General features: G+C 58.5%; 19 protein-coding genes, 6 tRNA genes and 1 other RNA gene. 3 read left to right on the top strand and 23 right to left on the bottom strand.

What is annotated here, in order from left to right; translation table 11 throughout:
* Nucleotides 1-46: 46 nt before the first annotated feature.
* The 3 genes from SSARUM2_RS06230 to aroG form a co-directional block, all read right to left on the bottom strand.
* A complete protein-coding gene (locus SSARUM2_RS06230; RefSeq protein WP_060438986.1) occupies nucleotides 47-1090 on the bottom strand; it encodes a M48 family metallopeptidase in 1044 nt (347 codons plus the stop codon).
* 7 nt (nucleotides 1091-1097) lie between these two features.
* Nucleotides 1098-2288 (bottom strand): DUF898 family protein, encoded by a 1191-nt coding sequence (locus SSARUM2_RS06225; protein ID WP_033647495.1) that lies wholly within the window; start codon nucleotides 2286-2288, stop codon nucleotides 1098-1100.
* A 265-nt stretch (nucleotides 2289-2553) separates the two neighbouring features.
* A complete protein-coding gene (aroG, locus tag SSARUM2_RS06220) occupies nucleotides 2554-3606 on the bottom strand; it encodes a 3-deoxy-7-phosphoheptulonate synthase AroG (RefSeq protein WP_049235016.1) in 1053 nt (350 codons plus the stop codon).
* A gap of 212 nt (nucleotides 3607-3818) precedes the next feature.
* Here aroG and SSARUM2_RS06215 point away from each other — a divergent pair, with 212 nt between their 5' ends.
* From SSARUM2_RS06215 to zitB, 3 genes are read left to right on the top strand one after another with little or no spacing between them, the layout of a single operon-like run.
* Nucleotides 3819-4424 carry a response regulator transcription factor gene (locus SSARUM2_RS06215; RefSeq protein ID WP_033638694.1) on the top strand — a complete coding sequence of 202 codons (606 nt, stop codon included), beginning with the start codon at nucleotides 3819-3821 and terminating at the stop codon, nucleotides 4422-4424.
* Nucleotides 4421-7621 (top strand): transporter substrate-binding domain-containing protein, encoded by a 3201-nt coding sequence (locus tag SSARUM2_RS06210; RefSeq protein WP_049235017.1) that lies wholly within the window; start codon nucleotides 4421-4423, stop codon nucleotides 7619-7621. The genes SSARUM2_RS06215 and SSARUM2_RS06210 overlap by 4 nt, the downstream gene beginning before the upstream one ends.
* Nucleotides 7621-8583, top strand: a complete 963-nt coding sequence (gene zitB, locus SSARUM2_RS06205) for a CDF family zinc transporter ZitB (RefSeq protein WP_049235018.1) — start codon at nucleotides 7621-7623, stop codon at nucleotides 8581-8583. Before SSARUM2_RS06210 ends, zitB begins: the two co-directional genes overlap by 1 nt.
* A 35-nt stretch (nucleotides 8584-8618) precedes the next feature.
* Here the strand turns inward: zitB and pnuC are convergent, their stop codons facing one another.
* The 20 genes from pnuC to cydA form a co-directional block, all read right to left on the bottom strand.
* Nucleotides 8619-9344 (bottom strand): nicotinamide riboside transporter PnuC, encoded by a 726-nt coding sequence (gene pnuC / locus SSARUM2_RS06200; protein ID WP_048232945.1) that lies wholly within the window; start codon nucleotides 9342-9344, stop codon nucleotides 8619-8621.
* 20 nt (nucleotides 9345-9364) lie between these two features.
* Nucleotides 9365-10426: a quinolinate synthase NadA gene (nadA, locus tag SSARUM2_RS06195; protein ID WP_015376982.1), complete on the bottom strand. Its 1062-nt coding sequence runs from the start codon at nucleotides 10424-10426 to the stop codon at nucleotides 9365-9367.
* A 319-nt stretch (nucleotides 10427-10745) separates the two neighbouring features.
* Nucleotides 10746-10869, bottom strand: a non-coding RNA gene (locus SSARUM2_RS06190) — RtT sRNA.
* A gap of 74 nt (nucleotides 10870-10943) precedes the next feature.
* Nucleotides 10944-11019, bottom strand: a tRNA-Lys gene (locus tag SSARUM2_RS06185).
* Nucleotides 11020-11025: 6 nt separating this feature from the next.
* Nucleotides 11026-11101: transfer RNA gene (locus SSARUM2_RS06180), tRNA-Val, on the bottom strand.
* Between the two features lie 45 nt (nucleotides 11102-11146).
* Nucleotides 11147-11222: transfer RNA gene (locus SSARUM2_RS06175), tRNA-Lys, on the bottom strand.
* Between the two features lie 156 nt (nucleotides 11223-11378).
* Nucleotides 11379-11454, bottom strand: a tRNA-Lys gene (locus tag SSARUM2_RS06170).
* A 6-nt stretch (nucleotides 11455-11460) separates the two neighbouring features.
* Nucleotides 11461-11536 (bottom strand) — tRNA-Val (locus SSARUM2_RS06165).
* Nucleotides 11537-11565: 29 nt separating this feature from the next.
* Nucleotides 11566-11641, bottom strand: a tRNA-Lys gene (locus SSARUM2_RS06160).
* Nucleotides 11642-11819: 178 nt separating this feature from the next.
* Nucleotides 11820-12614, bottom strand: a complete 795-nt coding sequence (gene cpoB, locus SSARUM2_RS06155) for a cell division protein CpoB (protein ID WP_033647153.1) — start codon at nucleotides 12612-12614, stop codon at nucleotides 11820-11822.
* Between the two features lie 9 nt (nucleotides 12615-12623).
* Nucleotides 12624-13133 carry a peptidoglycan-associated lipoprotein Pal gene (gene pal / locus SSARUM2_RS06150; protein ID WP_025160033.1) on the bottom strand — a complete coding sequence of 170 codons (510 nt, stop codon included), beginning with the start codon at nucleotides 13131-13133 and terminating at the stop codon, nucleotides 12624-12626.
* Between the two features lie 44 nt (nucleotides 13134-13177).
* Nucleotides 13178-14470, bottom strand: a complete 1293-nt coding sequence (tolB, locus tag SSARUM2_RS06145) for a Tol-Pal system beta propeller repeat protein TolB (protein WP_004939856.1) — start codon at nucleotides 14468-14470, stop codon at nucleotides 13178-13180.
* Between the two features lie 132 nt (nucleotides 14471-14602).
* On the bottom strand, nucleotides 14603-15805 hold the full coding sequence (tolA, locus tag SSARUM2_RS06140) for a cell envelope integrity protein TolA (protein WP_049234519.1): 1203 nt from the start codon (nucleotides 15803-15805) through the stop codon (nucleotides 14603-14605).
* An 81-nt stretch (nucleotides 15806-15886) separates the two neighbouring features.
* On the bottom strand, nucleotides 15887-16315 hold the full coding sequence (gene tolR, locus SSARUM2_RS06135) for a colicin uptake protein TolR (protein WP_004939859.1): 429 nt from the start codon (nucleotides 16313-16315) through the stop codon (nucleotides 15887-15889).
* 12 nt (nucleotides 16316-16327) lie between these two features.
* Nucleotides 16328-17011, bottom strand: coding sequence for a Tol-Pal system protein TolQ (gene tolQ / locus SSARUM2_RS06130; RefSeq protein ID WP_004939862.1), 684 nt, complete (start codon nucleotides 17009-17011; stop codon nucleotides 16328-16330).
* On the bottom strand, nucleotides 17008-17412 hold the full coding sequence (gene ybgC, locus SSARUM2_RS06125; RefSeq protein ID WP_025160034.1) for a tol-pal system-associated acyl-CoA thioesterase: 405 nt from the start codon (nucleotides 17410-17412) through the stop codon (nucleotides 17008-17010). Before ybgC ends, tolQ begins: the two co-directional genes overlap by 4 nt.
* A gap of 130 nt (nucleotides 17413-17542) precedes the next feature.
* Complete coding sequence (gene ybgE, locus SSARUM2_RS06120; RefSeq protein WP_033647158.1) at nucleotides 17543-17839, bottom strand: cyd operon protein YbgE; 297 nt, start codon at nucleotides 17837-17839, stop codon at nucleotides 17543-17545.
* Nucleotides 17839-17952, bottom strand: a complete 114-nt coding sequence (cydX, locus tag SSARUM2_RS06115) for a cytochrome bd-I oxidase subunit CydX (protein WP_004939868.1) — start codon at nucleotides 17950-17952, stop codon at nucleotides 17839-17841. Before cydX ends, ybgE begins: the two co-directional genes overlap by 1 nt.
* 17 nt (nucleotides 17953-17969) lie before the next feature.
* Nucleotides 17970-19109: a cytochrome d ubiquinol oxidase subunit II gene (gene cydB / locus SSARUM2_RS06110; RefSeq protein ID WP_019454033.1), complete on the bottom strand. Its 1140-nt coding sequence runs from the start codon at nucleotides 19107-19109 to the stop codon at nucleotides 17970-17972.
* A gap of 14 nt (nucleotides 19110-19123) precedes the next feature.
* Nucleotides 19124-20692 (bottom strand): cytochrome ubiquinol oxidase subunit I, encoded by a 1569-nt coding sequence (gene cydA, locus SSARUM2_RS06105; protein WP_019454034.1) that lies wholly within the window; start codon nucleotides 20690-20692, stop codon nucleotides 19124-19126.
* Nucleotides 20693-21214: the final 522 nt, after the last annotated feature.

Below are 21214 nucleotides of genomic sequence, written 5' to 3'. Positions count from 1 at the left end.
TAACGAAAAAGCCCCCGGTGAAAACCGGGGGCTTTTTTATTACTGATTACTGTGGCGGCTGCTGCGCCATCGCCTCGTTCACCGCGTCCAGCCGTTCCTGCATCGCCGGGTGGGTGCTGAGCCAGGCCGGCAGCGCCCAGTCATCGGCCTGTTCTCGTTCAGGCGCCTGCGCCAACGCGCGGTAGATCGCTGCCATTTGCGCCAGCGAACGCCCCTGTCGCTGCATTTCCGCTATCGCGAACGCATCCGCCTCGCGCTCCATGCCGCGGGAAAACTGCATCTCATTCACGAAGGACGCAGACTGCAGCAGCGTATCGCCGATGCCGCTGACGTCACCGGTCATCCACATCAGCGTCAACGCCACCAGCGACGAACGCACCAGCATGCGCATTGGGTGGCGATGAGCGTGGTGCCCCATCTCATGCAACATGACTGCCGCCAGCCCATCGTCGTTTTTCGCCAGGGCGACCAGACTATCGCTGAGCACCAGCGTGCCGTCCGGCAACATAAAGGCGTTCGGCGCACCGGGCACCGCCATCAGCTTCAACGACAGCGGCGTACGCTCCTCACGCATTTCGGCCGGCATCACCTGCCGGAACAGCTGCTGCAACGCCCGCTGCCGCTCGGCCGGGAGTGCAGAAGGCTTGAAGCCGCTCTGGCTTAAAAACGTCTGCGTGTGTTCGCCCAGCGTCTGTTCCACCGAGGTGGGGATGCGCATGGCGATCTCGCTGCTCGCCCACGGCAGCACGACGTAAACGTAGGCCACGACCGCCAGCAGCGTCATCAGCAGCGCCAGAGCGACGCCGCGTTTGTGGCGTTCCAGGCGATGCACCCAGCCCGGCGAACGGCGCTGATAGAACCAGCGGCGAAACGCCGCATCGTCGTCCGGCACAAAGCGCGCGCCGTCCTTAAAGGTCAGCGTCAGCGGAATATTGCCCAGCGCCGCAGAGACGGTGATGTCCGCCAAGGGGATGTAACGTTGCTCATCCTGCCGCTGCAGCGTCACGCCCTCGCCGCTTTCGTTCACCAGCAGGCGGGCCGCCTCACGTGCGGCCCGCCCCGGCAACTGGTAGGCGCCCTCGAGGATCATTGGCGCCTCAGAAACTGCCGCCCAGGTCCAGCGCCTGCACCGCTTCTTCGGCCACCGCGCTGTTGGCGGTTTCCTGATGCGCCGCGATGTCCAGCAACGCCAGATCGCCTTCAACCGCCGTGCACTCCGCCAGATAACGGGCGTGGCGCACCTCCGCCACTGGCACGGCGAAACCGAGCGAGAACAGGGTGATCAGGGTATTGGTGATCAACAGCCCCATATACGGCAGCGTTTGCATGGAAGAGCGCAGTTTAACGTTGCCGTTCAGCGTCGCCTGGTTAAACAGATAGTTGCGTTGGGCGACGACCTGGTAGCTGCCGGCGATCAAGGCGCCAATCAGCAGCACCACCATCATCAGCAGCAGGCTGCCAATATTTTCCAACACCAGCAAATCGGCGGTTTCATCCGTCAGCATGCCCATCAATACCATTTGGTACAGCGACAGAATGAACGACCCCATACACACCAGCGCTGCCAACATAAACGGCAGGAAAATGAGCAGGCCGATCAAGGCAAATTTGATAAAGGCCGACTTTTTCAGCTCGGCAATAAACGGCGTATTCCCGAAAAACAGGTTATTAACGTACAGATCGTGCTGCAGCGCGCTAATAATACCGTTGACGGCGGCGAATGCCGGCACGGCCAACAGCAGCGTCAACACCAACATCAGTCCGATGGCGTTGATACTTTCAAAACCGCTGCCAATGCTGAGCAAAATGATTAAGGCGACATAAAGCCCGATAATCAGCAATAGCGGGCAGAACAGTAACGCCCAATAAGCGCGCCCGGTGCGGCATACATAATTAAAACGCACGCCGCGATAGCTCGACATAATCGCATTGTAGCGCCAGCTGCGGATAACGATCCACGGCAGCAGAGCAAGCAACACCAGCAAAGCCAGCAGCCCCAGCAGTGGCGTTACCGCCAACAGGATATAAAATACGATGAGGCCGCCGATCACCAACAGCCGCCCTTTCAGAATTTGCAGCGGTTGCGCATGGTAATCGAAACGATCGCCGTCCAATTCCGTGTTGCCGTAAAAATAGCGGCGGCGGCGCACCGTCGCCCAGGCGGAATAGATGCCCAGCGTCACGATGGTCAATAATGCGTTAACCAACCAAATCGCGAAGTACTCGCCGCCTTTCCCATGAAATTTAATCCGGTGCAGCCCCAGCGGCTGCGAGGTATTGCTTGTCATAATTCTTTCGTCCTGAAAGGAATAGGTCATACCACTCCCCGCTTATTTGTCATGCGGGGTTTGTGGAATAAAAAAAGCGTCTTATATAAGCACAATGCCATGAGCAGTGACAATTATTCTTTTATTAAATAGGAATAATGCGAAGGTGGCCGCTTAATGATTTCATTGGCCTATTAAGTGTAAGCCTTAAATGAGTGGGATATATAGAGGTGCAATGACAAGGATAAAACAAGGGCCCGCTGCCGGGCCCTTGTCATTTTAGCTATTATCCGCGGCGCGCTTTCACCGCCGCCGCCAGATCGCGCAGCACGGTTTCGGTATCCTGCCAGCCGATGCAGCCGTCGGTCACGCTCTTGCCGTAAACCAGCGGTTCGCCGCTTTCAAGGTTCTGGTTGCCTTCCACCAGGTGGCTTTCGATCATCACGCCGATGATCGCTTTTTCACCGCCGCCAATTTGCCCGCAAACGTCAGCGCTCACGTCCATCTGCTTTTTGAACTGTTTGCTGCTGTTGGCATGGCTGAAGTCGATCATCACCTGCGCCGGCAGCCCGGCTTTGCTCAGGCCGGTTTTGACGTCCTTCACGTGCGCCGCGCTGTAGTTCGGCTCTTTGCCGCCGCGCAGGATAATGTGGCAGTCGCCGTTGCCGCTGGTGTTAACGATCGCCGAGTGGCCCCATTTGGTCACCGACAGGAAGCAGTGCGGCGCGCCAGCGGCGTTGATGGCGTCGATCGCCACCTTGATGGTGCCGTCGGTGCCGTTCTTGAAGCCGACCGGGCAGGAAAGGCCGGAGGCCAGCTCGCGGTGCACCTGCGATTCCGTGGTGCGCGCGCCGATGGCGCCCCAGCTCATCAAATCCGCCAGGTACTGCGGCGTGATCATGTCGAGGAATTCGCCGGCGGCCGGCAGGCCGCTGTCGTTGATCTCCACCAGCAGCTTGCGCGCCAGGCGCAGACCGTCGTTGATGTTGAAGCTGTTGTCCATCTGCGGATCGTTGATCAGGCCTTTCCAGCCCACGGTGGTGCGCGGTTTTTCGAAGTATACGCGCATCACCACTTCCAGCTCGCCGCTCAGTTCTTCACGCAGCGCCAGCAGGCGCCCCGCGTACTCTTTGGCGGCTTTCGTATCGTGGATAGAGCAAGGGCCAATCACCACCAGCAGGCGATCGTCGCTGCCGCGGAGGATATTGTGAATTGCGCTGCGGGCCTGGGACACCGTCTTTGCTGCGCGTTCAGTGGCCGGGAATTTCTCCAGCAAAGCCACCGGCGGCAGGAGTTCCTTAATATCATTAATGCGTAAATCGTCGTTTTGGTAATTCATAGCTTTTCCATTCGGTATCGAGGGGTATTTCGCAGTGCGTAACGGTGTAGATCCCAACAATCTAGCCTGTGGGAATGGCGCTGTAAATCACCTTTGCCCCCCGCCGCTGGAACCGCCAAATTAACAGCAGATTGTGCTGTTTCATCAGGGGAGCGCAGAGCCTCCTTTTTCGCTATGCTAGCGATCGGAATATAAAGCGACCCGAGTTGAACATGCCCTCTCTGTTATTAGTTGATGACCACCCGGTGGTTCATGTCGCACTGGAAGCGGCGCTAATGAAATCATCCCGCCCCTACCGCCTGCAGGCGGCGCAGGACGACGTCCAGGCGCTGGCCCTGCTGGCCGAGGCCGCTTTCGGCCTGGTGATCCTGGATATCGGCCTGCCGCAGGTCGACGGGCTGCAGCTGTTGAAAAAAATCCGCCGCCGCTACCCGCAGCAGCCGATCCTGATCTATACCGCGCAGGAGGCCGAGGTCTATGCGCGCATGGCGCATGCCGCCGGCGCCAACGGTTTCGTCAACAAAGGCAGCTCGTTGGCAGAGTTGTTGCAGGCGATCGAGCAGGTGCTGGACGGTGAAACCCATTTCCCCGCCGCCGCGCTGGCCGAAGAAGCGCCGACGGCGGACGGCGGGCTGCTCACCCCCAAAGAGCTCGAGGTGCTGGGCTTGTTGAGCCAGGGGCTGTCCAACCTGCAGATCGCCGATCGGCTGCACATCAGCAACAAGACCGTCAGCACCCACAAGAAGAACATCCAGCGCAAAACCGGCGCCGGCAACCTGCTGGAGCTGGTGGCGGTGTTTAAAGAGCTGGCGCCATGATGCGCCGCGTCCTGCTGCTGCTGTTCCTGTGGTGCGGTCTGGCGCAGGCGGCGGAGCCGGTGCGCTATCAGCTGGTCAGCAATCTGAATACCCCCGAGAATATGCTGATCGTCGGCGAGAAAAACCCCTGGCGCGACCGTACGCTGCGCGTCGGCATCGTCAGTGAGAACACCAGCCCGTACAACATCATCGTGGATGACGATCTGTATGGGCTGAATGCCGACTACCTCGGCTATATCCAGCAGGTGACCGGCATTCGCTTCGCCATTTACGGCTTTGCCGATCTGACGCAGCTGGAGCAGGCGCTGCACGACGGCAAGATCGATCTTCTGTACGGCATCCCGCAGAGTGAGGCGCTGCACGGCCTGGCGATCTCTCAGCCCTATTACGTCAGCAACCTGCGCGTATTGCGCGATCGCAGCAACGATCGGCCGGTGATGCTCAACTCCGCCAACGCCCGCGTCGCGATCGGCGCGCTGACCGACATGCAGTCCGGCGGCGCTCTGCAGGCGGTCGCGTCGCAGATCCAGCGCTACGACAACAATCTGCAGGCGGTCTACTCGCTGCTCAACGGCAGCAGCGACTACTTTATCGCCGACGAGGCCAGCGCCAGCTTTATCATCGATCAGCTGCAGCTCGGCCAGCTCTATCAGATTGAAAGCAACGAGAACCTGGGCAACCTGTCCTTCGTGTTCGCCGCCGACGACTCGCGGCTGATAGACACGCTGGACACCGCCATCGCCGACGCGCCGATGGAGCTGATGAACGCCCTGCAGGGCCGCTGGAGCAAGAAGATCCCCAGCTATCTCGATACCGGCAATGCCGATCTGACGACGATGGAGAAGAATTGGGTGGCGAGCCACCGCGTGGTTTACTACGCCGCCATCGAGAACAACTTCCCGTTCGCCTACCGCGGCTCCGACGGCCAGCCGCGCGGCTACGCCATCGACATTCTCAACATCATCGCGCAAAACACCGGGCTGCGTTTCGCGCCGCTGTGGGCGCGCAACGCCGAGCAGGCCGATCTGCTGGTGCAGTCCGGCCAGGCCAGCTTCCGCGCCGCCCTGCCGCTGGCGCGCGGCGTCAAGGCTCGCTACGGCGCCAGCATGCCGATCCACCGTTCGCTGTGGGGGGTTTACGTCGGCCAGCACGCCGACGGCATTTCCACCTGGAACGATTTGGCCGGCAAGCGCATCGGCGTGCTGCAGGGCGATTTGGCGCAGGGGCTGGTGCCGGAACAGGAGCAAACCATCAGCTTCGCCGACAGCAAGTCGATGTACGACGCGCTGGCCAACGGCCAACTGGATGCGCTGGTGGATAACGTCATCTCCGCCAACTTTTTGGCGCTGTCGCGCTATTCCGGTGCCATCAAGCTGGCCTTCGCCGCCAACAACATTCCCTATCCGGTGGCCTTCGGCGTGCGCCGCGATCAACCTCTTCTGTTGGCGATCCTTGATAAGAACCTGATGCAGATCCCGGCGGACACCCTGCAATCGCTGCGCGACGAGTGGATCGTCGATCGCAGCAACCTGATCGACGCGGTGAACGACAACCGCATGCCGCCGCAGACCACCTGGCTGCTGGCGCTGCTGGCCGCCGCCACCGTGCTGCTGCTGGCGCTGACGCTGCGCCGTTTCATGCTGCAGCGCCGTGAAAAACGCGAACGCGAAGAACTCGAGCACGCGCGCCGCCGCGCCGAAGCGGAAAACCGCATGAAGAGCAAATTCCTCGCCACCGTCAGCCATGAGCTGCGCACGCCGATGCACGCCATCCTCGGCCTGCTGGAACTGGAGCTCAAACGCCAACCCGCGCCGGAAGGCCTGCCGGTGATATACAGCTCGGCCTCATCGCTGCTCAACCTGCTCAACGACCTGCAGGATCACGCGCGGTTGGAAACCGGCTCGCTGACGCTGGCACCGAAACCGGTGGTGCTGCGCCCTTGGGTAGCGCGCATCGACGCCCTCTACCGGCCGCTGATCGGCGAGCGGCCGTTGACGCTGAGCGTGGTGGCGGATCCGGCATTGCCGGAGGCGGTAGTGATTGATGGTGAGCGTTTACTTCAGGTGGCTAACAACCTGATAAACAACGCGATAAAATTTACGCCGCGCGGCGCCATTCAGGTCGAGATCGGCTGGCGCGCGCAGGATGAGCGGCAGGGGGAATTGCATCTGACGGTGAACGACAGCGGCTGCGGTATCGCCGCCGATGAAATAGACAAGCTGTTCCAACCGTTTTACCGCGCGCGCGGCGCGCAACGCATCTCGGTGCAGGGTACCGGTTTGGGGCTGTCGATCTGCAAAGAGATCGTCGAACAGATGGGCGGCCGCATCGAGCTGCGCTCGCAGCCGGGCGTAGGCACCCGCGTCGAGGTCGCGATACCGGTCGAGCTGAGCGGCGCGGCGCCGGTTGCCGCCCCGGAGGAAAGCCCCTTTGCTCTGCCGTCTTCCGCCTTGCGTACCGCGCTGATCGACGATCACCCCACCAATCTGTTGCTGATGGAACGCCAGCTGCGCCACTTCGGGCTGCAACCCGCCCGCTTCGAACAAGGCTATGCGCTGTTGAAGGCCCAACGCCGGCAACCGTTCGATCTGCTGTTTATCGACTATAACATGCCGCGCCCGGACGGCCTGACGCTGGCCAGGCTGATCCGCCGCGACGAACAGCGGCTGCAACGCCCGCCTTGCCGCATCGTGCTCTGTTCGGCAGACGTGCAGGAGTTTACCCGCATTCCTCCGGGGCTGGTGGCGATCGACCACTTCCTGACCAAACCGATTTCACTGGCGGCGATCGGCCAGGTATTGGCTCAGCAACCGCAGGCTCAGGAAGCAAAGTCAGTCCTTACTGACCTGCGACAAACGCTGGTCGAAATGGCGGGTGGCGATCGCGCCATGCTGCAGCGGCTGGCGCAGACGCTCGGCGATACGCTGCGGCAAGACCGGCAGCGGCTCGCGGACGCCGTCGCCGCGAACGACTGGCCGCGCCTGGAGCAGGCGGCGCACCGCATCAAGGGCAGCCTGCTGATGCTGCAGCTGCCGGAAGCCGCGCAGCTGTGCCAGCAGCTGGTGGAAACCGCACGCCGGGGCGCGCTTGCCGCCGCCGCTTATACTAAATTAAAGGCGTTAGTGGCGCAGATAGTGCCGGAGCTGGACGCTCTGCTCGCCGCCGCCCCCACTTTGGCTATGCATAAGGATGAATAATGTCGGACACTCCACACGTACACCTGCCGAAAGACAGTAATAGTAAACGCCTACTGACCGCTTTTTTAGTCACCGCCGTCTTTATGGTGGCCGAGGTGGTCGGCGGCCTGTTGTCCGGCTCGTTGGCGCTATTGGCCGACGCCGGCCACATGCTGACCGATGCCGCCGCGCTGCTGGTGGCGCTGATGGCGGTGCATTTCTCTCAGCGCAAGCCCAACGCGCGCCACACCTTCGGCTACCTGCGCCTGACCACCCTGGCGGCCTTCCTCAACGCCGCGGCGCTGCTGGTGATCGTGGTATTCATCCTGTGGGAGGCGATACGGCGTTTCTTCGAGCCGCAGCCGGTGATGGGTACCCCGATGCTGATCATCGCCGTAGCGGGGCTGCTGGCGAACCTGTTCGCCTTCTGGCTGCTGCATCGCGGCAGCGAAGAGAAAAATATCAACGTGCGCGCCGCCGCGCTGCATGTGCTGGGCGACCTGCTCGGCTCGGTGGGCGCCATCGTCGCCGCCATCGTCATTCTTGCCACCGGCTGGACGCCGATTGACCCGATCCTGTCGGTGCTCGTCTCCTGTCTGGTGCTGCGCAGCGCCTGGCGGCTGCTGAAGGAGAGTTTCCACGAGCTGCTGGAAGGCACGCCGCAGGAGGTCGATATCGCCAAGCTGCAAAAAGACCTGTGCCTGAATATCCCGGAAGTGCGCAACATCCATCACGTGCACGTCTGGCAGATCGGCGAACAGAAGCTGATGACGCTGCATGCGCAGGTGATCCCGCCTCATGACCACGATAGGCTGTTGCAACGCATTCAGGCTTATCTGTTGGAACACTACAAGATTGGCCACGTGACCATTCAGATGGAGTACCGGCACTGCGAGACGCCGGACTGCGGTATCAACCGGGCGCCGGAGCCGAGTGAACACTCACATGCCGAAGCCCACTCCCATCTGGGACATCGCCACTAAGCCAAGAGGGCGCCATCACGGCGCCCTCTGCGTTGTTAAGGTGCGGAAGAGAGCGGGTTGGAACGGTTGCGCCCGGCGCTCTTGATCCACAGCCAGGAGCCATTCAGGGCGATCAGCGTCAGAATGACATACTCCAGCGCCATCGCGTACACCCCCTGGTAGGCGAAGATCGCCACGCTGATGACATCGATAACCACCCACAGCAGCCAGTTTTCCACGTACTTGCGCGTCATCAGAATCATCGCCACGATGGAGAGCACCATCATCGCCGAATCCCAGAACGGGAACGCGTCCGGCTGCAGCTCAGGCATCTGCACGTTCAGCCCCAGCCCTTGCATCACCGCCACCGCGATCTGCGTCAGCCAGGCGAACACGCGGTCGATATTGAAGGTCATCAGGCCGATGCCGATGACGCAAACCGCCGCCCAGGCCAACGCTTTAGGCAGCGGCAGCCAGCGGATCTGCAGCTCAGCCTGATTATCCTGGGTCTGGCGGCTCCAGGCATACCAACCGTAAATGTTGGCGCCGAAGAAGAACAGCTGCAGCAGCAGGCTGGCGTACAGCTGGATCTGGAAGAAAATCACCGCGAACAGCGTGACGTTGATCAGGCCGAACAGGTAGTTGATGATTTTTTCCTTGCTGGCGTACCAGATGCACAGCAACCCGAACAGCGTGCCGATGGCTTCGATCCACGACAGATCGTAACCGCCCGCGCCAAGCGGAATGTGCACCAGAATATTGCTGGTACTGAAGAAGCTCATGAGGTCATCCTTTTAAACGGTTAAGCGTTGCCTTTAACCTGCATTTTAAGTTGAGCGGCGAAATCCAGCATGCGGTTCAGCGGCACCAGCGCCTTTTCACGCAGCGCGGCGTCCACGTGGATCTCATGCTGCGCGCCCCCCTGCTCCAGCCCTTCGGCAATCGCCTTCAGGCCATTCATCGCCATCCACGGGCAGTGCGCACAGCTGCGGCAGGTCGCCCCTTCTCCGGCGGTCGGCGCTTCGAACAGCTCCTTGTCCGGACAGGCCTGCTGCATCTTGTAAAAGATACCGCGATCGGTGGCGACGATCAGCTGTTGATGCGGCAATGTTTTCGCCGCCTGGATCAGTTGGCTGGTCGATCCCACCGCATCCGCCAATTCAACCACCGCCTGTGGCGATTCGGGATGCACCAGGATGGCCGCCTGCGGATAGAGCGCCTTCATGCGCCGCAGCGCCTGAGTCTTGAACTCGTCATGGACAATGCAGGCGCCTTGCCAGCACAGCACGTCGGCGCCGGTCTGCTTTTGCACGTAGCTGCCGAGATGGCGATCCGGCGCCCAGATGATCTTCTCGCCCAGGCTGTCCAGGTGTTCGATCAGCTCGACGGCGATGCTGGAAGTGACCACCCAGTCAGCGCGCGCTTTGACCGCCGCCGAGGTGTTCGCATAGACCACCACGGTACGATCGGGATGGCTGTCGCAAAACGCATGAAACTCCTCTTCCGGGCAGCCCAGATCCAGCGAACATTCGGCAAACAGCGTCGGCATCAGCACCTGTTTTTCCGGGCTGAGGATCTTGGCGGTTTCCCCCATGAAACGCACGCCGGCCACCAGCAGCGTGGAAGCCGGATGGGCGCTGCCGAAGCGCGCCATTTCCAGCGAATCCGCCACGCAGCCGCCGGTTTCTTCCGCCAGCGCCTGGATTTCCGGATCGGTATAATAGTGTGCGACCATCACCGCATTGCGCTGCTTGAGCAGGGTTTTGATCTTCTCGCGATAAAAGGCTTTTTCGGCTACGTCCAGCGGTACCGGTTTAGGCGGGAAGGGATACACCGCCGCATTGACATCAAACATTTCACTCATCGCTGCAATCTCATGCTAGGCTGGGCGCCTGCCGCGTGAATATCGCCTGCCGCAACGCCCTTCGTTTTATATACTAAACAAAATACCTAAAACTGCGCGAAAAGTCCGCTGATATTTTCATATTTGCGCACCTAGTGTTTAATGGATTAAAAAACACAGATATTGGTTACACAGCTCACAGCGGAAAATGGCCTGACGAGACCGTATAGCCGTTCAGAGAACAGCGTGATGATCGGTGCGCTGTTGAAACGAGAAAGCACGAATGTAGATTACGGTGCTGCAGATGCGAAAAAAGCGCCAAAAGGCGCTTTTCTCTGAATGGGGGGTCGTGCAGGATTGATTCGGCCTGTGGCCTCACCTGCGGGCAACGCTGCGCGTTGTCGTATCGCTGCGCGATGCTCGAACCTGAGCGCAGGCTCTCACCCGCACGACTCGGTGAACTCTGTTGGCAAGAGGATAAAGCAGAATCTGGTGGCGTAGATGCGAAAAAAGCGCCAAAAGGCGCTTTTTTCTGAATTGGTGGGTCGTGCAGGATTCGAACCTGCGACCAATTGATTAAAAGTCAACTGCTCTACCAACTGAGCTAACGACCCGCAGTGTGGTGGGTGATGACGGGCTCGAACCGCCGACCCCCTCCGTGTAAAGGAGATGCTCTACCAACTGAGCTAATCACCCACTGCTGTGGTACTGCTATTTTTCACACCTTGCTCTATCAAAGAGTGGTGGGTCGTGCAGGATTCGAACCTGCGACCAATTGATTAAAAGTCAACTGCTCTACCAACTGAGCTAACGACCCACTGATGTGGTTTACTGCTGATGGCGAATGGGTTACTGAAACCAACTCGCGGAAAACAAGGATGGGGATGTTCAGGACAACTCGACGGGTACTCGACTCGGACCTTTACTTTGCCACATCAAACCGATTCTGAAGCTGCCATTCTTTCTTAAAGAATGGTGGGTCGTGCAGGATTCGAACCTGCGACCAATTGATTAAAAGTCAACTGCTCTACCAACTGAGCTAACGACCCGCAGTGTGGTGGGTGATGACGGGCTCGAACCGCCGACCCCCTCCGTGTAAAGGAGATGCTCTACCAACTGAGCTAATCACCCACTGTTGTGGTTACTGCTACTTCAGAAATTGGTGGGTCGTGCAGGATTCGAACCTGCGACCAATTGATTAAAAGTCAACTGCTCTACCAACTGAGCTAACGACCCAATTTCCCTGCCGCTTTAACATCTTGCAAGATGTCTTGGCAACGGCGGCATATATTACTAATTTATCTTGGCAGCGCAACCTAAATTTTTTACCGATGCGTTCAACTGCTTGTTCTTCACGCGAATGAGCCCAGAAATCGGTCAAATCGACTAACTTCTGGGCTCATTTTTCTGACTGTTAACCGCCTACGCGACTTTTCGCCTGTTTGGCCGCCGCACTGGTTGGGTACTGTTTAATCACCTGCTGGAACACGGCTTTGGCTTTATCGGCCTGCCCTTTCTCCTGCATGATGATACCCACCTTGTACATGGCGTCCGGCGCCTTCGGTGATTTAGCGTAATTCTTCACCACCACCGCAAAATAGTAGGCCGCGTCGTCTTTTTTACCCTTGTTGTAGAACAACTGGCCCAGCCAATAGTTGGCGTTGGGCTGGTAAGTAGACTTCGGGTACTGTTTTACGAAGGACTGAAAGGCGGAAATCGCCTGGTCATACTGTTTTTTTTCCAGTGCCAGAGAAACAGCGGCGTTGTAGTCGCTGTTCTCATCACCGCCGCTCGGCGTGGCGGAGGCGGCTGCGGGAGCGCTGCCGCCCGCATCGGAAGATGCGCCTGCGGCTGCCCCGCCGGCAGCGCCCGCGGCCGCAGAGGCGCTCTGAGCGCCGCCCTGGCTGAGGCTATCCATCTGCTGATAGATTTGCTTCTGGCGTTCAACCACCTGATTCAACTGATACTGGCTTTCCTGGATTTGCCCACGGAGAGAATCAATGTCGCGTTGGTTATCAGAGAGTTGTTGCTGGAGTTGATTTAAAAGCTGGCCTTGAGCATTGCTGATGCGCTCAAGCGAGGTGACGCGGTCTTCGACCGAGCCGGAGCCGACATTACTGATTGGCGCTTGGGCAGTAGCGGCCCAGGGGGCCGCTACGCCAACCAGTAACGACAGACTCAACAGGTGACGTCTGAAGTTACTGTTCATGCGATTCTCTTAGTAAACCAGAACGGCACGACGGTTTTTAGCATAAGCCGCTTCGTCGTGGCCCAGTACTGCTGGTTTTTCTTTACCGTAAGAAACGATAGAGATCTGGTCAGCGGAAACGCCTTTACCCTGCAGGTACATTTTAACGGCGTTAGCACGGCGCTCACCCAGAGCGATGTTGTATTCCGGCGTGCCGCGTTCGTCAGCGTGGCCTTCAACGGTCACTTTGTAAGACGGGTTGTTACGCAGGAATGCAGCGTGCGCGTCCAGCATCTGAGCGAATTCGGAGCTTACGTCATACTTGTCCAGGCCGAAGTAAACGATGTTGTTCTTCTGCAGTTCTTGCATCTGCAGACGAGCTTGTTCTTCGGAAGACAGGTTGCTGCTGCCGTTTTCCATACCAGTGCCAGCGCCCATACCAGATTGGTCGTTGTTTGCGCTTTTGTTAGAACTACAAGCTGCTACAGCCAGAACTGGCAGTGCCAGCAGAAGCCCTTTCAGCACTTTGTTCAGTTGCATTTCTTTGATCCTTTTATAGTTTGCCATACATATTTACACATGCATCACAGATACGGCGACCAGGCAGGGAATTTGACCTGTCCATCAGTTGCCGGAAGACGCGCTTTGAAACGCCCATCAGTTGACACCAACTGCAGCACGGAGCCCATACCTTGCGTCGAGCTATAGATCACCATGGTGCCGTTTGGCGCAATACTAGGCGTTTCATCGAGGAAGGTACCGGTCAAAACCTGAACGGCGCCCGATCCAAGATCTTGTTTGGCGATGTGTTGCGCACCACTGTTGGTGCTGACCATCACCAGGAATTTACCGTCGGAGCTGACTTCAGAATCCTGGTTCTGAGAGCCTTCCCACGTCAGGCGCTGTGCGGCACCGCCGCTGGCGCTGATTTTATAAATCTGCGGACGCCCGCCCTGGTCGGAGGTAAACGCCAGAGACTGGCCATCCGGGAACCAGGTCGGTTCGGTGTTGTTGTTGCGGCCATCGGTCAGCTGCGTGATCTGGCCGGAGCCGAGGTTCATCACGTACAGGTTCAGGCTACCGCTCTTGGACAGCGCGAAGGCCAGCTTGCTGCCGTCCGGCGAGAACGCCGGCGCACCGTTGTGGCGCGGGAACGAGGCGATCTGGCGGATGGCGCCGTTAGCCAGGGTCTGCACCACCAGCGCGGAACGGCCGCTCTCGAAGGTCACGTAAGCCAGTTTGCTGCCGTCCGGCGACCAGGCCGGGGACATCAGCGGCTCAGGCGAACGGTGCACCGTAAACTGGTTGTAACCGTCGTAATCCGCTACGCGCAGCTCATACGGGAATTTCCCGCCGTTGGTCTGCACCACGTAGGCGATACGGGTACGGAACGCGCCCTTGATGCCGGTCAGCTTCTCGAACACTTCGTCGCTGGCGGTATGGGCAGAATAACGCAACCACTGTTTGGTCACTTTATACTGATTCTGCGCCAATACGGTGCCCGGCGAACCCGAGGTGTCCACCAGTTGGTAGGAGATCAGGTAGCTGCCGTCGGCGCCAGGTTGAACCTGGCCGACAACCACGGCGTCGATGCCCAGCGCAGTCCAGGCCGCCGGGGTCACTTCAGACGCGGAGGTCGGTTGCTGCGGCATGCGCGCCACGTCGATCGGGTTGAATTTGCCGCTGTTACGCAGATCCGCGCCGACAATCTTGCCGATATCTTCCGGCGGCGTGCCTGGGCCCGCCCATTTAAACGGCACCACGCCAATCGGACGAGCGGAGTCGACCCCTTGGGTGATTTCAATGCGAACTTCCGCGTGCAGCACGGACGCCCACAGAATTAAAAAACCTAGCGCTACTCGAAATGCCTGCTTCATCTCATCTCCCTTATCCAGGCGGGATGCCTGCGATAAATTAGCAGAATTTTAACAAACCAACTTACGTAAAACTACATAATCCCTGTTGGTTACCTTAGTACATCCCTGTGATATCACTCAGTCAATCAACCGTTATTTCGGTTTGAATTCAAGGATAGAATTCTTAAAGTGCTGATAAACGGCATCGCTCGGCGGCTTCGGTATATGCGCCAACTTGGCGGCAGACACCGCGGCCTGACACAGCGCCGGATCGCCGCCCGCCGCTTGTACGCTTATCAGCAGGCCGTCCGGCGCCAGCTTGATACGCAGATCGCAGGTTTTGCCGGCGAACGAGCTGGCGTCATAGAACTTGCTCTGAATCGCCCCCTGAATTTGCCCCATATAACCGCTGATATCCGCCCCGCTGGCCCCAGCCGTTTTGGCATTGCCCTGCCCGGCCGGTTTACCGTCGCCCTTCGATTTGGCACCGCCGCCTTTCGGCGCGTTCTTGCCGTCCGCCAGGCCACCAAACAGATCGTTGACCTCCTCCGATTGCTTCGCAGCCTCAGCGGCGGCCTTCTTCTTGGCGTCCGCGGCTGCTTTCTTGGCGGCAGCGGCTTTCTCGGCCGCAGCTTTCTTCTCGGCTTCCGCTGCGGCTTTTTTCTCGGCTTCAGCGGCCGCTTTCTTCTCCGCAGCTTCTGCGGCTTTTTGCTCTGCGGCGGCGGCCGCGGCTTTCTTCGCCTCTTCCGCCTGTTTCTTGGCGGCGGCAGCGGCGGCCGCTTCTTTCTTGGCTTCCGCTTCGGCTTTCTTCTGCGCGTCCGCCTGCGCTTTGGCTATCTTGTCCGCTTCAGCCTTCGCCTTCGCGGCGGCGGCCTCGGCGACCTTCTGTTGCTCTTTGGCCTTGGCTGCGGCGGCTTCCGCCGCTTTTTGCTGCTCGGCGGCCTGTTTCTGCTGCTCCGCCGCCTTCTGCTGTTGCTCAGCCTGCGCTTTGGCGTCCTGCGCGGCTTTCTCCTTCGCCGCCAAACGCTCTTTCTCCAGCTCTTTCAGGCGCTGCTGTTGCTCCGCCTGCTTCTGCTGAAGCTCTTCGGCCTGTTGCTCCGCCTTTTTCTGGCGCTGCTTTTCGGCACGCTGCGCATCGTTGCTCTGCTGCTGCTGGCGATTGTACTGCTCCACCACCGCGCCGGGATCGACCATCACCGCGCCCACCACGGTGCCATCACCGCCACCGCCGGCGCCCATGTCGACATTTTCCTGCAGCGATCCCCAAATCAGCAGGGCAATCAGTATGAAGTGCAGAACGACCGAAACAATAACGGCGCGGTTCAGCTTATCGTTTTGCTCAGTTGCCTTTACCAAAATAGATTCCCAAAAACTGGTGTTGCTTATACGGGGTTCCTGGGCCGCAGCGCAGGAACCGGGTTGCCGTTCGCCTTACGGTCAGATTGGCTGGGTCATCAGCCCCACGGAAGCCACGCCCGCCTGATGGAGAATATTCAATGCCTTGATAATCTCATCGTAAGGGACTTCCTTCGCACCGCCGATCAAAAAGACCGTTTTCGGGTTAGCCGCCAAACGCGACTTGGCTTCGGCCGCGACTTGCTCAGGCGGCAACAGCTCCATACGGTTGTGATCCACCACCAGGGTGTATTGACCTACGCCGGAAACCTCAAGGATCACCGGCGGATTGTCATCGCTGGACACCGTTTTGGAATCGGTGGCGTCCGGCAGGTCAACCTCCACGCTCTGCGTGATGATTGGCGCGGTTGCCATAAAGATCAGCAGCAGCACCAGCAACACGTCGAGCAGCGGAACGATGTTAATTTCGGACTTCAGCTCGCGCCGACTACGTCCACGTACTCTCGCCATGCTACCTCCTACTTATTTGCTGTCGCTGGAGAAGGCCTGACGATGCAGAATAGCGGTGAACTCTTCCATAAAGTTGTCGTAATTCTGCTCAAGCTTGTTGACACGCTGGTTGAGACGGTTGTAGGCCATTACCGCCGGGATGGCGGCGAACAGACCGATCGCGGTGGCGATCAGCGCTTCGGCGATACCCGGCGCCACCATCTGCAGCGTGGCTTGCTTCACCGCGCCCAGCGCGATAAAGGCGTGCATGATCCCCCACACGGTGCCGAACAGGCCGATGTACGGGCTGATCGAACCGACGGTGCCGAGGAACGGAATATGGGTTTCCAGCGTTTCCAGCTCGCGATTCATCGAAATGCGCATCGCGCGCGACGCCCCTTCGATCACCGACTCCGGCGCATGGTTGTTGGCGCGGTGCAGGCGGGCGAACTCTTTGAAGCCGGAATGGAAGATCTGCTCGGAGCCGGTCAGGCTATCGCGACGCGCCTGACTTTCCTGGTACAGACGGGAAAGCTCGATACCGGACCAGAATTTGTCTTCAAAGGCTTCGGCGTCACGCGTCGCCGCATTGAGGATGCGGGTGCGCTGAATGATGATCGCCCAGGAGGCTACCGAGAAGCATATCAAAATCAACATGATAAGCTTAACCAGCAGGCTCGCCTTCAAGAATAAATCTAGGATGTTCATGTCAGTCACTGCTTAAACTCCGCGACAATAGACTTAGGAAGCGCTCTCGGCTTCATTTGGTGTGGATCAATACAGGCAATCAGGACATCTGCCTGGCTCAGTAGGGCCCCGTCAGAATTGACAATGCGTTGAGCAAACGTGAGAGAAGCCCCGCGCAGACAGGTGATTTCGCTCTGTACCTCCAGTTGCTCGTCGAGACGAGCCGGAGCCAGATAATCCACCGTCATGCGCCGGACGACAAAAGCGACTTGTTCACTGAGCAGCTGCTGTTGATGAAAGTTGTGCTGACGCAGCATCTCTGTGCGCGCTCTTTCAAAAAAGGCGACGTAGCGGGCGTGATAGACCACACCACTGGCATCGGTATCCTCGTAGTAAACGCGAACCGGCCATCGAAACAACGTATTACTCACTCTACTTCCCAGCAATGCAATTTAACGCTGCTACTATACGCAAGACGGATCGGGTTGGGAATGGGTTACAAGATGGGAATGAAAATAATTATGGGCCGTGAGGGCCCATAACATGGGGACATCGGGGAGATTATAAAGAAACGTAAAGTAATCCTGCGCACAAGATCACAATTGCGGGAAGCGGCGCGAAAAAGGCCCGCCAAATGCTGCGCTGCGGGCGGAATCCGAAACCGTGGATCACCCCGGCGCACACCGCCCAAATCAGCAGCAGCCCTTCCCAAATCTCCAGCGAGCTGGTTTTGGCGGCGAAACGCGTCGGATCCCAGAACACGCACCCCGCCAAAACCAACGCCAGCACCAGGGAAAGGGCCCGGATCGGGCCCTTGTCGGTGACAGCGTACAGCTTGTCAATCACGGACGAGCTCATCACTTACCGTCTTGCTGAGCTTTAGTCGCTTCGCTCTGCTCAAGCGCCAGCGCCGTGATGATGCCGAAGGCGCAGGCAAGAAGCGTTCCGAGAATCCAGGCAAAATACCACATGGTTTAGCTCCTTATCCTTAGTACAGCGAATGCTTGTTGTTTTCGATGTAGTTCTTGTCGAGGCGACCGAACATTTTGTAGTACGACCAGCTGGTGTACGCCAAAACGATAGGCACGAAGATCGCCGCCACGACGGTCATCACTTTCAGCGTCAACAGGCTCGACGTCGCGTCCCACATGGTCAGGCTGACGTTAGGCACGGTGCTGGACGGCATCACGAACGGGAACATGGTGACCCCGGCGGTGAGGATGACGCAGGCGATGGTCAGCGACGAGGTGACGAACGCCAGCGCGCCTTTCTCCAGACGCGAGAACAGGATGGTGAACAACGGCAGCACCACGCCCAGCGCAGGCAACGCCCACAGCAGCGGATACTTGTTGAAGTTGATCAGCCAGGCGCCGGCCTGATGCGCCACTTCTTTACGCATCGGGTTGGATTCCGCCAGGGTGTCCAGCGCCGACGTCACGACGAAGCCGTCGATGCCTTTCACCAGCCATACGCCCGCCAGCAGGAAGCACACCGCCATGATCAACGTCGCGATCTGCGCCGCAGCGCGTGAACGCAGGTGGATCTCGCCGGTGGTGCGCATTTGCAGGTAGGTCGCCCCCTGGGTGACCAGCATGGTCAGGCTGACCACGCCCGCCAACAGACCGAACGGATTCAGCAGTTGGAAGAAGTTGCCGGTGTAGAACAGGCGCATGTACTCGTCCATGTGGAACGGCACGCCCTGCAGCAGGTTGCCGAACGCCACGCCGAAGACCACGGCAGGCACAAAGGAGCCGATGAAGATGCCCCAGTCCCACATGTTGCGCCAGCGGCTGCTCTCCAGCTTGGAACGGTAGTCGAAACCGACCGGGCGGAAGAACAAGGCGGCCAGCACCAGGATCATGGCGACGTAGAAGCCGGAGAAGGCCGCTGCGTAGACCATCGGCCAGGCTGCGAACAGCGCGCCGCCTGCGGTGATCAGCCACACCTGGTTACCGTCCCAGTGCGGGGCGATGGAGTTGATCATCACCCGGCGCTCGGTATCGGTTTTCCCGATGATGCGCACCAGAATGCCGACGCCCATGTCGAAACCGTCGGTGACGGCGAAGCCGATCAGCAGTACGCCAACCAGGACCCACCAAATAAATCGCAGTACTTCATAATCAAACATACGTGGACTCCTGTTTAGCGCGCTTCCTGCACGGCGGCAGTCGGTTGTTCAAAGTGATAGCGGCCGGTTTTCAGGCTGCTTGGACCCAGACGCGCAAACTTGAACATCAGGTACAATTCAGCCACCAGGAATAGGGTGTACAAGCCGCAGATCAGCCCCATCGAGAACAGAATGTCGCCCGCGGTCAGCGAAGAGTTGGCGACCGCCGTCGGCAGCACCTCACCAATCGCCCACGGTTGACGGCCGTATTCCGCCACGAACCAGCCGGACTCGATCGCGATCCAAGGCAGCGGCAAACCGTACAGCGCCGCGCGGTGCAGCCATTTTTTCTGGCCGATGCGGCCGCGGATCACGTTCCAGAACGACAGGCCGATGATCAACAGCATGATCACGCCACAGGCCACCATGATGCGGAAGGCGAAGTACAGCGGCGCCACGCGCGGAATGGAGTCCTTGGTCGCCAGCTGGATCTGCGCTTCCGTCGCGTCGGTGACGTTCGGGGTATAGCGCTTCAGCAGCATGCCGTAGCCCAGGTCTTGCTTGGTTTTGTTGAATTCGGCACGCACCGCAGGATCGGTGTTGCCGCCGCGCAGCTCTTCCAGCAGCTGGTAGGCTTTCATCCCGTTGCGGATGCGCACTTCATGCTGCGCCATCAGATCTTTCAGGCCGGTGACCTGAGTGTCCGTGGAGCGGGTGGCGATCAGGCCAAGCGCATACGGGATCTGAATAGAGAAGGAGTTTTCCATCTTGTCCTGATCGGGAATGCCGAACAGGGTGAAGGACGCCGGCGCCGGCTGGGTGTCCCATTCCGCTTCGATAGCGGCCAGTTTGGTTTTCTGCACGTCGCCCATTTCGTAGCCGGATTCATCACCCAGAACGATAACGGACAGAATGGCAGCCATACCGAAGCTGGCAGCGATGGCGAAGGAGCGCTTGGCGAAGGCGATGTCGCGGCCTTTCAGCAGGTAGTAGGAGCTGATGCCCAGAACGAACATCGCGCCGCAGGTGTAGCCGGAAGCCACGGTGTGAACGAATTTCACCTGCGCAACCGGGTTAAGCACCAGTTCGGAGAAGCTGACCATCTCCATGCGCATGGTTTCGAAGTTGAAATCCGACGCGATCGGGTTCTGCATCCAGCCGTTGGCGACCAGGATCCACAGCGCGGACAGGTTGGAGCCGAGGGCCACAAACCAGGTTACCGCCATGTGCTGCACCTTGCTCAGACGATCCCAGCCGAAGAAGAACAGGCCGACCAGCGTCGATTCAAGGAAGAACGCCATCAGACCTTCGATAGCCAGTGGGGCCCCGAAGATATCGCCGACGTAGTGAGAGAAATACGACCAGTTAGTCCCGAACTGGAACTCCATGGTCAAACCGGTGGCCACACCCAGAGCAAAGTTAATCGCAAATAACTTTCCCCAGAATTTGGTCATGTCTTTATAGATTTGTTTGCCAGACAGGACATATACCGTTTCCATAATTGCCAGCAAGAACGCCATACCGAGCGTTAATGGGACAAATAAGAAATGGTACATCGCCGTTAAAGCAAACTGTAAGCGCGACAGTTCGACAATATCAAACATCTTGACTCCTTGCTCCTCGCAGGAAGACTCCGACACGCGGTTATCGGCACGCCTCTTTCAAAGCCGCCAGTAACGCCCCGCAGTGAATGCCCTTAAACACAACAAATTTGATCCAGCTTCTCCGCTTTCAACCGCACACTCGGCCAATAGCCCCTCGGGCCGTCGACAAGCACGCCACTGAAAACCGACAACGGGTAACAAATGCAACAAGATCAACCATCCATAATCACAACATGGATGATACTCGCCCAATCCCACACAATAAATAGGTTTTTACGTGACGTGGGTTAGACTTTTGGTTACAGGTCAAATCTTAGCCGAAAGAGGTACTTCGGGCTAATTTGATCTGAGACAATTTAAGCCTATCCGCATCTTATTTCCATATTCATCAGCACATTTCGCATAATTTTCTTAGGGTCATGTTGCGCAATGGTTTAATTGTTTTTTAATGATATTTTTGTGTTAAATAAATGTAATTTAAAAGAGCCGCCATTGTATTATTACGCGCTTATTATGCGACAT

Source organism: Serratia sp. K-E0102 (assembly GCF_029962625.1).
Taxonomy (GTDB): Bacteria; Pseudomonadota; Gammaproteobacteria; order Enterobacterales; family Enterobacteriaceae; genus Serratia; species Serratia sarumanii.
This window is presented reverse-complemented; position numbering and strand designations above follow the sequence as displayed.